This is a genomic window from Pseudomonas sp. NBB (assembly GCF_032701105.1).
In the GTDB taxonomy this organism is placed as follows: domain Bacteria; phylum Pseudomonadota; class Gammaproteobacteria; order Pseudomonadales; family Pseudomonadaceae; genus Aquipseudomonas; species Aquipseudomonas asiatica.
Window position 1 is genome coordinate 4,495,235 of the sequence record NZ_CP103994.1, and the last position, 12,944, is coordinate 4,508,178.

Below are 12,944 nucleotides of genomic sequence, written 5' to 3' on the forward strand. Positions count from 1 at the left end.
AATCCGATCAGAACAGGGCCGCCCATATGTCATTCAAACGAACCATCCACGCCGTCGACACCCACGCCGGCATCCCCATGCGCGTCATCACAGGCGGTGTACCGCACATCCCCGGTGACAGCGTACACGCCAAGATGAAATGGCTCGAAACCAACGACGATCAGTTGCGCAAGCTGATGCTGCGTGAACCGCGCGGCTATCCGGCGCACTGCTGCAACATCATCGTCCCGCCAAGCCACCCCAAGGCCGACGCCGGCTACATCATCATGGAGCAGATCGAGTACCCGGTGATGTCCGGCAGCAATACCATCTCGGTGGCCACCGTGCTTTTGGAGATGGGCATGCTGCCGATGCAGGAGCCGCTCACCGAGCTGGTGCTGGAGGCCCCGGCCGGGCTGATCCGCATCAAGGCCCGATGCGAGGGCGGCAAGGTCAAGGCCGTCACCTTCCAGAACGTACCGGCGTTCGCCGCACACTTGGATACCGAAATCGACGTACCGCACCTGGGCAAGGTGCGCGTGGACGTGGGCTGGGGCGGCATGTTCTATGTGATCGCCGATGTGCGCCAGTTCAAAGGCCTGCAACTGATCCCGCAGCACGGCGCCGAAATCGCCCGGGTATCGTCGATGATCCGCCAGGCGGCTATCGAGCAACTGCCGGTGGCACACCCCGACTACCCGGGCATCGGCATTACCATCTCGCAGCTATCCGGCCCCAGCGAAGACCCCAACGCCGACTGGAAGAACGCGGTGACCATGACCTGCGGCGAGTTCTCGTGGGACGACCCGGCCACCTGGACCGGGGCGCTGGACCGCTCCCCGTGCGGTACCGGCACCTCGGCGAAGATGGCCACCCTGCACGCCAAGGGCGAGCTGCCATTGCACCAGGACTTCCGCCATCAGGGCCTGCTCGGCAACATCTACACCGGCCGCCTGATCAATGAAACCAGCATCGGCGGCAACGAGGCCGTGGTACCAACCATCACCGGCAAAAGCTGGATCTACGGCCTGAACACCTTCGTGCTCGACCACGACGACCCGTTCCCCGAAGGCTTTACCATCGGTGATATCTGGGCCTGAGCCCAGGCAGCGTTCAATGCACTGGTATCCGCGAGCCGGGCCTTCTGGCAAGACCTTCATCTGAAGAGCCCACAAACAAAAACCCCCGACCATGTACATGACCGGGGGCCTTGGATCACGCCGCAAGCGTCGCGATCAGGGTACCGCCAAGATTACTGCTGCTGAGGCAGTTTATCGATCGGGCCGCAGCCACCGATGATCTTGGAGATGGAAACCGAAGGGTGGAACAGGTAGTCGTAGGTGCAGTTTTTTGGCTGGTTGTAAACCTGACCAGTGCAACCCGACAGCAGGGCAACACCCGAAACGACAGCAACGGCTACAGTAGCCTTGAACAGCTTTTTCATACTAAGTCCTTTAAATGAATCATCTTCGGCCATCGTCTGATGGCGCCGGGATGATACAGAACCCAGGCATCGGATCCAAGCCGCAAGGTGCACTGGCTAGTTGCACCTGTGCAACAATCGAGTGGCTCTGTATGAACTGTCCTAAGACATTACGGCTTTTTTACTCGACATTGCTGTACGGCAGGCAATACTGCCGGCATTGTCCGCACGAGCTCAACTAATGCCGCTTCCAGCGTTGCGCTTCATAGCCTTCATTATTGGTGTATTCCTGATCACCTTGGCCGTCAGCATGGTAATCCCGATGCTGACACTGCTGCTGTACGACCGCAGCGATGATCTCGGCGCTTTCGTCTGGTCAAGCCTTATCGTCCTCTGCGCAGGCCTGGTCATGGTGGCCCGAGGCGCTCCCGGCGCACCGCAACTGCGCGCCAGGGACATGTACCTGCTCACAACGGCAAGCTGGGTCATCGTTTGCGCATTTGCGGCCTTGCCGATGGTGTTCATCCGGCACATCAGTTACACGGACGCGTTCTTCGAAACCATGTCAGGGATCACCACCACCGGCTCGACGGTACTGACCGGGCTGGACAATGCATCGCCCGGGTTGCTTATCTGGCGGTCTTTGCTGCACTGGCTGGGAGGCATCGGCTTTATCGGCATGGCTGTCGCGATCCTGCCCCTGCTGCGCGTAGGTGGCATGCGCCTGTTCCAGACCGAATCTTCGGATTGGTCAGACAAAGTGACACCCCGCTCGCATGTTGCGGCCAAGATGATCCTGATCATCTATGTGGGCCTGACAGTCTTGGGAACATGGGCGTTGTGGGCTGCCGGCATGACCCCGTTCGAAGCCATCAATCATTCGATGGCACTGATTTCAACCGGTGGTTTCTCTACCTCCGATGCCTCGCTGGGCCACTGGGGGCAGCCTGCGGTGCATTGGGTAGCCGTTGTCATCATGATCCTCGGCAGCCTCCCCTTCACCCTGTATGTGGCCACGCTGCGTGGCCATCGGCGCATCCTGTTCGATGACCATCAAGTCCGCGGTTTCATTGGCTTTCTCGTCTTCATCTGGCTCACGGTCGGAACCTGGCTCTGCTTGCACAGCGATCTGTCATGGTGGGATGCGTTCCGTATCGTGGCTGTCAACGTCACCTCCGTGGTGACCACCACGGGTATTGCCGTGGGCGACTACACGCTCTGGGGCAGCTTCGCCATCATGCTGTTCTTTTACCTGACGTTCGTCGGTGGCTGCTCGGGGTCTACCGCTGGAGGCCTGAAGATATTCCGTTTCCAGGTGGCCGCGGCCTTGCTTGTCAGCAGCCTGAAACAGTTGATCCATCCAAGGGCAACGATCTCGAAGAAATACAATGGGCACCCGATCGATGAAGAGATCGTGCGCTCACTGCTGACGTTTTCGTTCTTCTTCTCAGTCACCATCGCGGTCATCGCCCTTGGCCTCTCGCTGCTAGGGCTCGACTGGACAACGGCATTGAGCGGGGCCGCTACCGCCGTGTGCAACGTCGGCCCGGGGCTGGGAACGCTTATCGGTCCTGCAGGTAATTTCGCCTCGTTATCGGACGCTGCCAAATGGCTGCTGACTGTCGGCATGCTGCTTGGACGGCTCGAAATCCTGACCGTACTGGTACTCGTCTCTCCAGCTTTCTGGCGATTCTAGGCCAGAGGTTACCCGCCCATCTTCACGCTCATTCACGGTCACGTCATAGCCGTGAGTAGCGGTTGTTCGGTAGACTACTGCACGGGTGCCAGCTGCACGGTGCAGTGGGGCAGGTTAAAGAACAGCGCAGGTCGGGCCGCCATGCGGGAGTACTTGCGCCTATGCAAAAAAAGGAATTGTCTCGCGCCCAGGAATTGGCCGAGCGTGCCTTCGCCAACCTTGAACGCTTTCTGCACATTGAAGCGGTCAGCGGCATCGTTCTACTGGTTGCAGCTATTGCTGCGCTGATCTGGGCCAACTCCCCGGCCGCCGAAAGCTACGACGCCCTTTGGCACACACCGTTGACGATCGGCGTGGGTTCGCTGATCTATTCACAGTCGCTGCATTTCTGGATCAATGATGGCTTGATGACCATCTTCTTCCTTGTCGTGGGCATGGAGATCCGTCGCGAGATCCACGAGGGCGCACTGTCCAGCCTTCGGCAGGCCATGCTGCCCATGGCGGCCGCCATTGGCGGTGTAGCCGTACCCGCGCTCTTCTATTTGGGTTTTGGTCACGCTGCGGCGGAACAACAAGGCTGGGCCGTACCGACGGCTACGGATATCGCCTTTGCGGTAGGTGTCCTGGCGCTGCTCGGCAAGTCGATCCCGTCCAACGTCCGCGTGTTTCTGCTGGCCCTGGCCATCATCGATGACATCATCGCGGTGCTGATCATCGCGTTCTTCTATTCGGGCGGCCTCGATTACAGCGGTTTCGGGGTTGCGCTGATCGGCCTGCTGATGGTGATCGGGCTGCAGAAGATCGGAGTGGGTTCGGCCTACGCGTATATCATTCCCGGCTTTGTCACCTGGCTGGGCATCTTGCTGACCGGAGCCCACCCCACCCTCGCAGGCGTTGTGCTGGGCCTGATGACGCCAGTGGCCGCAATGCCGATGCGCGAGCGACCACTGGATGCAATCAGCCGATTCACCGGAGAGCTGCTGGGACGCGCCAGGGCGCCCGAGCGCGATGCCAGCGACCTCATGGACCCGTTGAAGCGCCTGCGCCTGGCCCAGCGCGAACTGGTGCCGCCAGTGGTGCGCATGCAAGGCACCCTGCACCCTTGGGTAGCCTTCGGCATCATGCCGGTGTTTGCCTTGGCCAATGCCGGGGTAAATCTTTCGGGTGTCGATTTGTCAGCCGAGGCCCCGCAGTGGGTGATGATCGCCGTCGCTGTCGCTCTGGTAGTTGGCAAACCCTTGGGCATCGTCAGCGTCAGTTGGCTGATGGTCCGCTTGGGCTGGTGCGCGCTTCCCGCCGAGGTGAGCTGGCGCAGCATCACCTTGGTCGGGCTGCTGGCCGGCATCGGTTTCACCATGTCGATCTTCATTGCCAATCTCGCCTTCGTCGATCCTGGCGCGCTGGGGGCGGCGAAACTTGGCGTGCTTTCGGCATCGGTGATTGCAGCATTGCTTGGCCTGGCCTGGGGTGCATACAGCATCCGTAAAGCATCTGCCATGACCAAAGCAAGTTCGATGACCTAGAAAACCTGACTGGTGACCCACTTCTATCACGCAAGTGGGGTTCGATACTTGCCGGGGGCGCAGTGGGCATTGCGGCGGCCTTAAACGCGCCTCTGGCCGGTATGGTGTTTGCCATCGAGTAACCAAGCCGCACGTTCGAGCAACGCCGGTGCTCTTTGCCGAAAGCTGTGCCGGACACGGCCTCGCATGTTCAATTTCTGGCCTGAATTTGCCCTAACCCAATGGCCAGAAACGACGAAGCCCCCGAAAACTTTAACGTTTTCGGGGGCTTCGCTTACTTCGCGTATGGCGGAGAGATAGGGATTTGAACCCTAGGTACTGTTGCCAGTACAACGGATTTCGAATCCGTCCCGTTCGACCACTCCGGCATCTCTCCAATGCCGCGCATCATACCAGCGTTCTTTTAAAACGCAAACCTTTTTTTAAAAAAAATCGCGTGGTATCAGGCGCTTGCGTGAACGCACCGCTTACAGCGGCACGCCCAGGCGCTTGGCAACTTCTTCGTAGGCTTCGATAACGTCGCCCAGCCCCTGACGGAAGCGGTCCTTGTCCATCTTCTTGCGGGTCTCTTTGTCCCACAGGCGGCAGCCGTCCGGGCTGAACTCGTCGCCCAGCACGATCTGGCCATGGAATACGCCGAATTCCAGCTTGAAGTCGACCAGCAGCAGGCCGGCGTCATCGAACAGCTTGCTCAGCACTTCGTTGACTTTCAACGACAGCTTTTTCATTTCGGCCAGCTGCTCGGCAGTGCCCCAGCCGAACGCGACAACGTGGGATTCGTTGATGAAGGGGTCGCCCTTCTCGTCGTTCTTCAGGAACAGCTCGAAGGTGGACGGCTCCAGCTTGATGCCCTCCTCCACGCCCAGGCGCTTGACCAGGCTGCCGGCGGCGTAGTTGCGCACCACGCACTCGACCGGAATCATGTCCAGCTTCTTCACCAGGCACTCGTTGTCGCCCAGCAGCTTGTCGAACTGGGTCGGCACACCGGCTTCTTCCAGTTTCTGCATGATGAAGGCGTTGAACTTGTTGTTCACCATGCCTTTGCGGTCGAGCTGTTCGATGCGCTTGCCGTCGAACGCCGAAGTGTCGTTACGGAACAGCAGGATCAAGCGGTCGGCGTCGTCGGTCTTGTAAACCGATTTGGCCTTGCCGCGGTAGAGTTCGTCGCGTTTTTCCATGATTGGGCTCCGCTTGCTTGAGGTGTTGGGCTAGGCGATTTCACGCCAGTCGAGCCCGTGTTCCTGATTCGCCACCTGGAGCCAGTCCGGGTCGCACCCAAGGGTGTCGACGAAGCACTGGCGAGCCAAGTGTGGCAGGTTGTTCTTGCTGCTGAGGTGGGCCAGCACCAGGTGTTGCAGGTTGCTCCAGCCCAACTCGTGCACCAGGCGCGCGGCCTGGTGATTGTTCAAATGTCCTTGCATGCCACCCACCCGCTGCTTCAGGAAGGCCGGGTAGTGACCGCGTGCCAGCAGGTCGCGGCAGTGGTTGGCCTCGATCAGCAGCGCATCCAGGCCCTGGTAACGCTCCAACAGCAGCGCGTCGTACGAGCCCAGGTCGGTCAGCATGCCGAAGCGCCGCTGGCCGTCGCTGACCACGTACTGCAGCGGCTCGTAGGCGTCGTGCTCGACCCGCGCCGCGGTCACTTCCAGGCTGCCGATACGCAGGCTTTGGCCACAAGCGAGAAAACCGGCCACCTCCACCGGCTTGCGCATGCCGCGCAAGGTCCCCTGGCTGAGGTAGACCGGTACATTGTAGCGCCGTGACAGCAAGCCGACCCCATGCACGTGGTCGGCATGTTCGTGGGTGACCAGTACCGCACTGAGCTGTGCCGCCGACACGCCGAGCAGCGCCAGGCGCCGCTCGGTCTCGCGCAGGGAGAACCCGCAATCGACCAGGATGAACGTGCCACCACTGGCGATCAGCGTGCCGTTTCCCTGGCTGCCGCTTCCGAGTACCGCGAAGCGCACTTAGCCCAGGTGGTCCTGAATGGCGCTCAGCACGCGGCGGGCGACATCGGCCGGGGCCACGGTGTTGATGTTCTTCTCGACCGTGACCTGCACGCTCTCACCCACCTTGCTCAAGCGAACCTGGTAGCGCTCGGCACGGGCTTCACGCTCTTCCTTGGTCGGCTCGCTGCCGAACATGCGGCCGAAGAAGCCAGGCTGGTTCTGCTTGTCTTCAGGCTTTTCAGACAGGTTGATGTAGTACAGGCCCAGGCTGCGGTTGATGTCCTCGACACGCCACTCGCCACCTTGCTCCAGGGCACGGCCCACGCTGGACCAGGCGCGATCCAGGTCGGCGCCCAGGTACAGCACCGGGTTGCCGCTGCCGTCTTCGCTCAGGCTGACCCGGCTTGGCGCGTCGAAATCGCGCGCGGCCAGCAGCGATACCGAACCGCCCTTCTCGGCGCTGCGGTTCATGCTGGCAAGCATTTCGTCGACCAGCAGGGCATCGGCACCGGTGTTGCTGGAGGTGGACGGGAAATCGGGCTCGGCAGTGCTGCCAGCCGGGCGCTCGACGCTGACCACATACACCTCGGAGGTGTTGCGCTGCACGCCAGGCTCCATGCGCACACGCACGCGCACTTCACTGTCAGCGCTGCTGGCAGTGCTGGCCAGGCGCTGGCCGAGCGATGCCGACAGTTCGTCGAAACGCTGCCAGGTGGTGTTGAATTCGCCGGTCTGCGGACGCTCTTCGGCGATGCGGAAGCCGTTGTCCTCGAAGAACTGGCGAGCCACCGGCCATACTTCGGCCGGCGAATGCTGAGCCAGCACCCAACGGCTGCTGCCGCTGCGCTGCAGGCTGTAGTCGGTAACCTGGGCGGCGCCACCGGTCATCGGTTGCGGGCGAGGCACCTCGAATTCGCCGGTGGCGCTGTCGTCGGCGACGTTGCGTGGGATCGGCAGCAGCGGGTCAAGGCGCTTGACGTTGCTGGCGTCCGGCGGCAGCTGCATCGGCGCAGTCGGGCGCGCCTGCAGGTAATCGCTGCCGCGGTCGCGGAAATAGCCATCCTCGCCCCACAGCCAGCCACACCCACTGGTGCTGGAAATGATCAGGGCAAGGGCGGAAAGACCAGCCAGTCGCTTCATGCGGTGTACTTCCTCTTAAACCAGTACGCCGGACTGGCGCAAGGCAGTACGGACTTTTTCGTGGCAGCCTTCGCTCAGCCAGGTCAGCGGCAGGCGAATGCCTTTGTGCATCAGGCCCATTTCGACGAGTGCCCATTTCACCGGGATCGGGTTGGACTCGCAGAACAGGTCTTTGTGCAGCGGCATGAGTTTTTCGTTGATTGCGCGGGCCTTCTCGGCATTGCCCTCAAGGGCGGCCTCGCACAGGTCGGCCATTTCGCGAGGGGCGACGTTGGCGGTGACGGAGATGTTGCCTTTGCCGCCCATCAGGATCAGCTCGACGGCGGTCGGGTCGTCGCCGGACATGACGATGAAGTCTTTGTCGACGCCATCAAGGATGGCCTTGGCGCGTACGAGGTCGCCGGTGGCTTCCTTGATGCCGATGATGTTCTTGACCTTCGACAGGCGGATCACGGTATCGGCCTGCATGTCGCAGGAGGTGCGGCCGGGTACGTTGTAGAGAATCTGCGGGATGTCGACGGCTTCGGCGATGTGCTTGAAGTGCTGGTACAGGCCTTCTTGCGTCGGCTTGTTGTAGTACGGTACCACCAGCAGGCAGGCGTCGGCGCCGGCATTCTTGGCGTTCTGGGTCAGGTGCACGGCTTCGGCAGTGGAGTTGGCACCGGTGCCGGCGATGACCGGGATGCGGCGGCTGCTGCGCTTGACGCGCTCAACCACGTGCTTGATGACCAGGATGTGTTCTTCGACATCCAGCGTGGCGGACTCACCGGTGGTGCCGACAGCGACGATCGCATGGGTGCCGTTTTCCAGGTGGAAGTCTACAAGTTTGTCGAGGCTGTCCCAGTCAAGACGCCCTTGTGCATCCATGGGAGTGACCAATGCCACCATACTGCCCGCAATCATGTAACTGCTCCTGCCGGAAAAAGAGAGCGGTAATGGTACTGGGGGCATCGGCCTTGCACAAGCGAAGCAGGCGGGCGGAGCATTCCCCTCGGCGCCTTATTTCGCTACCCTTGATGCTTTGATCGGTGCAGCGCGGCCCGCCGGGCCGTCGACCTTGCTCCCCGCCAGCGTCCACGACCTCGCATGCGAGCCCCGGGCCCTGCCGACAGGAGGCTTTCGCCCGTCCTGTGCCGACCGCTCATCGCTTTAGGAATGCTGCATGTCCACCCCCACCGTCCGCGAACAATTCCTTGTCATCAGTGCCTTGGGCCCGAACCCCATGGAGCTGGCCAACGTCCTCAGCCGCGCTGCGTTCGAGAACCGCTGCGCGGTGGTCACCTCGCGCCTGAGCCGCCACGGCGAGACCAGCGCCCTGGTACTGCAGGTAGGTGGCAGCTGGGACGCCCTGGCGCGCCTCGAAGCCATGCTGCCGGGCCTGGGCAAGAAGCACGGCCTGACCCTGGACGTGGTGCGCAGCGCCGACCAGGAAGTGCGCCCGCAGGCCCTGCCCTACGTGGCCTACGTCAGCGCCGCCTACCGGCCGGACATCATCAACGAGCTGTGCCAGTTCTTCCTCGACCACCGCGTCGAGCTGGAAGCCATGACCTGCGATACCTACCTGGCACCGCAGACCGGCAGCAGCATGCTCAACGCCCAGTTCACCGTGATTCTGCCGGCCGGCACCCAGATCAGCTGGCTGCGTGACCAGTTCCTGGACTTTGCCGATGCCCTGAACCTCGATGCGCTGATCGAGCCATGGCGTCCACAGAACCCAATGTAAGGAAACCGACCATGGCCGTAGCACTCGACCAACCCGTTGCCGACTTCCAGGCCCAGGCCACCAGCGGGCAAACCGTCAGCCTGGCCGAGCTCAAGGGCCGACAGGTGGTGGTGTACTTCTACCCGAAGGACAGCACCCCGGGCTGCACCACCGAGGGCCAGGGTTTCCGTGACCAGCACGATGCCTTTGCCGCAGCCAACACCGTGGTGTTCGGCGTGTCGCGCGATGGCATCAAGTCGCACGAGAACTTCAAGGCCAAGCAAGGCTTCCCGTTCGAACTGATCAGCGACAAGGACGAAGCCCTGTGCCAGCTGTTCGATGTGATCAAGCTGAAGAAGCTGTATGGCAAGGAATACATGGGCGTTGACCGCAGCACCTTCCTGATCGACAAGGACGGTGTGCTGCGCCAGGAATGGCGCGGGGTGAAGGTGCCCGGGCATGTGGATGCAGTACTGGCTGCCGCCCAGGCCCTGAACAAGGCTTGAGATCGTTGGGGGCGCTTTGCGCCCCTTTCGCGACACAAGGCCGCTCCTACAGGAAATCGCGTATCCCTGTAGGAGCGGCCTTGTGTCGCGATGGGCTGCAAAGCAGCCCCAAAATTACAGCATCGGTGACACACTAGGCTCCTGCCGTGGCCAGGCATCCAGCACGGCCTTGATCAAGGTCGCCAGCGGGATGGCAAAGAAGATCCCCCAGAACCCCCACAACCCGCCAAACAGCAACACCGCGCAAATGATCGCCACCGGGTGCAGGCTCACCGCCTCGGAGAACAGCAGCGGCACCAGCACGTTGCCGTCCAGCGCCTGGATGATCGCGTACACCGTCATCAGGTAGATGAACTGGTCACCCCAGCCCCACTGGAACAGTGCGATCAACGTCACCGGCACGGTCACCACAACCGCGCCCACGTAAGGCACCACCACCGACAGCCCCACCAGCAGCGCCAGCAACGCGGCGTAGTTGAGCCCCAGGCTGATGAAGGCGATGTAGGTGGCAATGCCGCAGATCAGGATCTCGATGCCCTTGCCGCGGATGTAGTTTGCGATCTGCCGGTTCATCTCGCTGCCCACCCGGTTCAGCAGGCTGCGCTGACGTGGCAGGTAGCCGCTGACCCAACGGCCGATCAGTTCGCGGTCCTTGAGAAAGAAAAACACCAGGATCGGCACCAGCACCAGATAGATCATGGCGTTGACCAGAAGCGGCAGGCTCGATAGCGAGAAGGTCAGTGCCCACTGGCCGAATTTGCCGATTTCTCCGCGCACCGACTCGATGGCATGCAGCACCTGCTCGTCCGACACCAGGTGCGGATAGCGCTCGGGCAACAGCAACAGCAGCGACTGCCACTTGCCGAGCATGCCCGGCAGCTCGTTGAACAGGGTGATCAACTGGTGCCAAAGCAGTGGCACCAGCACCAGCATGAACACCGCCAGCGCGCCCATGAACAGGGCGAACACCAGCATCACCGCCAACCGGGTGGGTACCCGCAAGCGCTCCAGGGCATTGACCAGCCCCTGCATCAGAAACGCCAGCACCATGCCCGCCAGCACCGGCGCAAGCATGCCACCCAGGGTGAGTACCGCAGTAAAAGCCAGGAACAACAGGACCGCCAGCACCACCGCTTCCTCATCGGAGAAGTAGCGCTGCATCCAGTTGCGAAGCACTTTGAACATTGACGATCCTTGGAAAGACTCAGGCCTTGCGTAGCCAGTAAGTGTAGGTACCGGCCTCGGCCGTTTCCCGCAGCAGGGTATGACCGGCCAACTGGGCGAAAGTGCGGAAGTCGCGCTGGGAGCCGGCGTCGGTGGCGATTACCTTGAGCACCGCGCCGCTGGCCAGGCGGTTGAGCTCCATCTTGGCCTTCAGCAGCGGCAAAGGGCAATTCAGCCCGCTGGCGTCCAGTTCGGCGTCACAGGTCAGGGTTTCACTCATTGCGGAACTCTCCAAAGGCATTGCCAGGCTGTATCTGGATTTGGCCGGCTAGGATAGCGCCACTGGTCGCCAACGTGTGAGCCCGCTACAGTAGGTATCTTTGACCGACGCGAGCTTCATGCATGAATCTACTGCGCCCTACCCTGCTGACGCTGGCCTGCCTGTTGGCCCTTCCCGGCCATGCTGACGACCTGCCATCACTGGGTGATGCCAGTTCCGCGATCGTCTCGCCGCAACAGGAGCACCAGCTCGGCCGTGCCTGGCTGAGCCTGCTGCGCGGCCAGGTCAACCAGCTCAACGACCCGCAGCTGAAGGACTACGTCGAGACCAGCGTGTACCGCCTGGCCGAAACCAGCCAGTTGCAGGACCGCCGCCTGGAATTCATCCTCATCGATAGCCGTGAGCTCAACGCCTTTGCCGCCCCCGGCGGCATCGTCGGGGTCAACGGCGGGCTGTTCCTCAACGCCCAGACCGAAGGCGAGTACGCCTCGGTACTGGCCCACGAACTGGCGCACTTGTCGCAGCGCCACTTCGCCCGCGGCGTCGAGGCCCAGCAGCGCATGCAACTGCCGATGATGGCGGCGCTGCTGGCCGGTATCGTGCTGGCGGCCGGTGGCGGCGGTGATGCCGGTATCGGTGTGATCGCCGGCACCCAGGCGGCGGCGATCCAGGAACAGCGGCGCTTCTCGCGGCAGAACGAACAGGAAGCCGACCGGATCGGCATCCAGAACCTGGAAAAGGCCGGCTACGACCCGCGCAACATGCCGACCATGTTCGAGCGCCTGGCCCGGCAGTACCGCTACGACGCCAAGCCGCCGGAATTCCTGCTGACCCACCCGGTAACCGAGTCGCGTATCGCCGACACCCGCAACCGTGCCGAGCAGGCCCCCAAGGGCGGCGTCGAGGACAGCATGCGCTACCAGTTGATCCGTGCCCGGGTGGCGCTTACCTACGAAGGCACCCCGGGGCTGGCGGCCAAACGCTTCCGCGCCCAACTGGACGAAGACCCCAAGCTGGACGCCGCGCGTTACGGCCTGGCCCTGGCGCAGATCAAGGGCGGCCAGCTGAACGAGGCGCGCGAGCTGCTCAAGCCGCTGCTGGCCAAGGCCCCCAACGACATTACCTACAACCTGGCGCAGATCGACCTGGACATCACCAACAACCGCCTGGCGGATGCGCAGCAGCGTGCTGAACGCATGCAGGGGCTGTACCCAGGCAACTACCCGCTGAAGCAGGTGCGTGCCGATCTGCTGGTGAAACTGAACAAGCCCGCCGAGGCGGAAAAGGTGCTGAACGAACTGGTGAAGAGCCGGCCGGATGACCCGGACGTGTGGTACGACATGGCCGAAGTGCGGGGCCTTTCGGGCAATACCATTGGCTTGCACCGGGCACGGGCCGAGTACTTCACCCTGGTGGGCGATTTCGACCAGGCCATCCAGCAGCTGGATTACGCCAAGCGCCGGTCGGGCGGGAACTTCCCGCTGGCAGCACAGATTGACCAGCGCCAGCGCGAGATCATGGAGCAGAAGCGCATGGTTCAGGAAATGATGGGGCGTTGAGAGCCCTTTCGCGGGTAAACCCG

The 12,944-nt window shown here is 62.2% G+C and carries 13 protein-coding genes, 1 tRNA gene and 1 pseudogene; 7 read left to right on the plus strand and 8 right to left on the minus strand.

The features are described 5' to 3' along the window. Positions 1–26: 26 nt before the first annotated feature. Positions 27–1,079, plus strand: a complete 1,053-nt coding sequence (locus tag NY023_RS20835; protein ID WP_013973788.1) for a proline racemase family protein — start codon at positions 27–29, stop codon at positions 1,077–1,079. 152 nt (positions 1,080–1,231) lie between these two features. Here NY023_RS20835 and NY023_RS20840 read toward each other — a convergent pair whose 3' ends face one another. Further along, positions 1,232–1,423, minus strand: coding sequence for a YhfL family protein (locus NY023_RS20840; RefSeq protein ID WP_003254720.1), 192 nt, complete (start codon positions 1,421–1,423; stop codon positions 1,232–1,234). 220 nt (positions 1,424–1,643) lie between these two features. On the opposite strand from NY023_RS20840, the gene NY023_RS20845 reads away from it, so the two are divergent. The 3 genes and pseudogenes from NY023_RS20845 to NY023_RS20855 all read left to right on the plus strand — a co-directional run. After that, a complete protein-coding gene (locus NY023_RS20845) occupies positions 1,644–3,098 on the plus strand; it encodes a TrkH family potassium uptake protein (protein WP_023660685.1) in 1,455 nt (484 codons plus the stop codon). Between the two features lie 161 nt (positions 3,099–3,259). Continuing rightward, a complete protein-coding gene (nhaA, locus tag NY023_RS20850) occupies positions 3,260–4,621 on the plus strand; it encodes a Na+/H+ antiporter NhaA (protein ID WP_013973790.1) in 1,362 nt (453 codons plus the stop codon). A gap of 38 nt (positions 4,622–4,659) precedes the next feature. Then, positions 4,660–4,740: pseudogene (locus NY023_RS20855) on the plus strand (chloride channel protein); the annotation flags it as partial. Between the two features lie 167 nt (positions 4,741–4,907). Here the strand turns inward: NY023_RS20855 and NY023_RS20860 are convergent. The 5 genes from NY023_RS20860 to dapA all read right to left on the minus strand — a co-directional run bounded on the left by NY023_RS20860 (position 4,908) and on the right by dapA (position 8,613). Then, positions 4,908–4,997, minus strand: a tRNA-Ser gene (locus NY023_RS20860). 91 nt (positions 4,998–5,088) lie between these two features. Beyond that, positions 5,089–5,799: a phosphoribosylaminoimidazolesuccinocarboxamide synthase gene (gene purC, locus NY023_RS20865; RefSeq protein WP_004375217.1), complete on the minus strand. Its 711-nt coding sequence runs from the start codon at positions 5,797–5,799 to the stop codon at positions 5,089–5,091. 30 nt (positions 5,800–5,829) lie between these two features. Beyond that, positions 5,830–6,588 (minus strand): MBL fold metallo-hydrolase, encoded by a 759-nt coding sequence (locus NY023_RS20870; RefSeq protein ID WP_013973791.1) that lies wholly within the window; start codon positions 6,586–6,588, stop codon positions 5,830–5,832. Next, positions 6,589–7,710: an outer membrane protein assembly factor BamC gene (gene bamC / locus NY023_RS20875; RefSeq protein WP_004375223.1), complete on the minus strand. Its 1,122-nt coding sequence runs from the start codon at positions 7,708–7,710 to the stop codon at positions 6,589–6,591. Between the two features lie 15 nt (positions 7,711–7,725). Next, on the minus strand, positions 7,726–8,613 hold the full coding sequence (dapA, locus tag NY023_RS20880) for a 4-hydroxy-tetrahydrodipicolinate synthase (RefSeq protein WP_023660687.1): 888 nt from the start codon (positions 8,611–8,613) through the stop codon (positions 7,726–7,728). A gap of 259 nt (positions 8,614–8,872) precedes the next feature. Here dapA and NY023_RS20885 point away from each other — a divergent pair, with 259 nt between their 5' ends. Together NY023_RS20885 and NY023_RS20890 are read left to right on the plus strand one after the other, a co-directional pair. Continuing rightward, on the plus strand, positions 8,873–9,433 hold the full coding sequence (locus tag NY023_RS20885; RefSeq protein ID WP_013973793.1) for a glycine cleavage system protein R: 561 nt from the start codon (positions 8,873–8,875) through the stop codon (positions 9,431–9,433). Between the two features lie 11 nt (positions 9,434–9,444). Then, positions 9,445–9,918, plus strand: a complete 474-nt coding sequence (locus NY023_RS20890) for a peroxiredoxin (protein WP_013973794.1) — start codon at positions 9,445–9,447, stop codon at positions 9,916–9,918. A gap of 114 nt (positions 9,919–10,032) precedes the next feature. On the opposite strand, the gene NY023_RS20895 is transcribed toward NY023_RS20890, so the two are convergent. Then, positions 10,033–11,103 (minus strand): AI-2E family transporter, encoded by a 1,071-nt coding sequence (locus NY023_RS20895; protein ID WP_013973795.1) that lies wholly within the window; start codon positions 11,101–11,103, stop codon positions 10,033–10,035. A gap of 19 nt (positions 11,104–11,122) precedes the next feature. Continuing rightward, positions 11,123–11,362 (minus strand): sulfurtransferase TusA family protein, encoded by a 240-nt coding sequence (locus NY023_RS20900; protein ID WP_004375233.1) that lies wholly within the window; start codon positions 11,360–11,362, stop codon positions 11,123–11,125. A 122-nt stretch (positions 11,363–11,484) separates the two neighbouring features. On the opposite strand from NY023_RS20900, the gene NY023_RS20905 reads away from it, so the two are divergent. After that, on the plus strand, positions 11,485–12,921 hold the full coding sequence (locus tag NY023_RS20905) for a M48 family metalloprotease (protein WP_013973796.1): 1,437 nt from the start codon (positions 11,485–11,487) through the stop codon (positions 12,919–12,921). Positions 12,922–12,944: the final 23 nt, after the last annotated feature.

What these genes read in the sequence shown, in the direction of transcription:
- NY023_RS20835 (WP_013973788.1), top strand. Translation starts at nt 27, where the DNA reads ATGTCATTCAAACGAACCATCCACGCCGTCGACACCCACGCCGGCATC.
- NY023_RS20840 (WP_003254720.1), bottom strand. Translation starts at nt 1,423, where the DNA reads ATGAAAAAGCTGTTCAAGGCTACTGTAGCCGTTGCTGTCGTTTCGGGT.
- NY023_RS20845 (WP_023660685.1), top strand. Translation starts at nt 1,644, where the DNA reads ATGCCGCTTCCAGCGTTGCGCTTCATAGCCTTCATTATTGGTGTATTC.
- nhaA (WP_013973790.1), top strand. Translation starts at nt 3,260, where the DNA reads ATGCAAAAAAAGGAATTGTCTCGCGCCCAGGAATTGGCCGAGCGTGCC.
- purC (WP_004375217.1), bottom strand. Translation starts at nt 5,799, where the DNA reads ATGGAAAAACGCGACGAACTCTACCGCGGCAAGGCCAAATCGGTTTAC.
- bamC (WP_004375223.1), bottom strand. Translation starts at nt 7,710, where the DNA reads ATGAAGCGACTGGCTGGTCTTTCCGCCCTTGCCCTGATCATTTCCAGC.
- dapA (WP_023660687.1), bottom strand. Translation starts at nt 8,613, where the DNA reads ATGATTGCGGGCAGTATGGTGGCATTGGTCACTCCCATGGATGCACAA.
- NY023_RS20885 (WP_013973793.1), top strand. Translation starts at nt 8,873, where the DNA reads ATGTCCACCCCCACCGTCCGCGAACAATTCCTTGTCATCAGTGCCTTG.
- NY023_RS20890 (WP_013973794.1), top strand. Translation starts at nt 9,445, where the DNA reads ATGGCCGTAGCACTCGACCAACCCGTTGCCGACTTCCAGGCCCAGGCC.
- NY023_RS20895 (WP_013973795.1), bottom strand. Translation starts at nt 11,103, where the DNA reads ATGTTCAAAGTGCTTCGCAACTGGATGCAGCGCTACTTCTCCGATGAG.
- NY023_RS20900 (WP_004375233.1), bottom strand. Translation starts at nt 11,362, where the DNA reads ATGAGTGAAACCCTGACCTGTGACGCCGAACTGGACGCCAGCGGGCTG.
- NY023_RS20905 (WP_013973796.1), top strand. Translation starts at nt 11,485, where the DNA reads ATGAATCTACTGCGCCCTACCCTGCTGACGCTGGCCTGCCTGTTGGCC.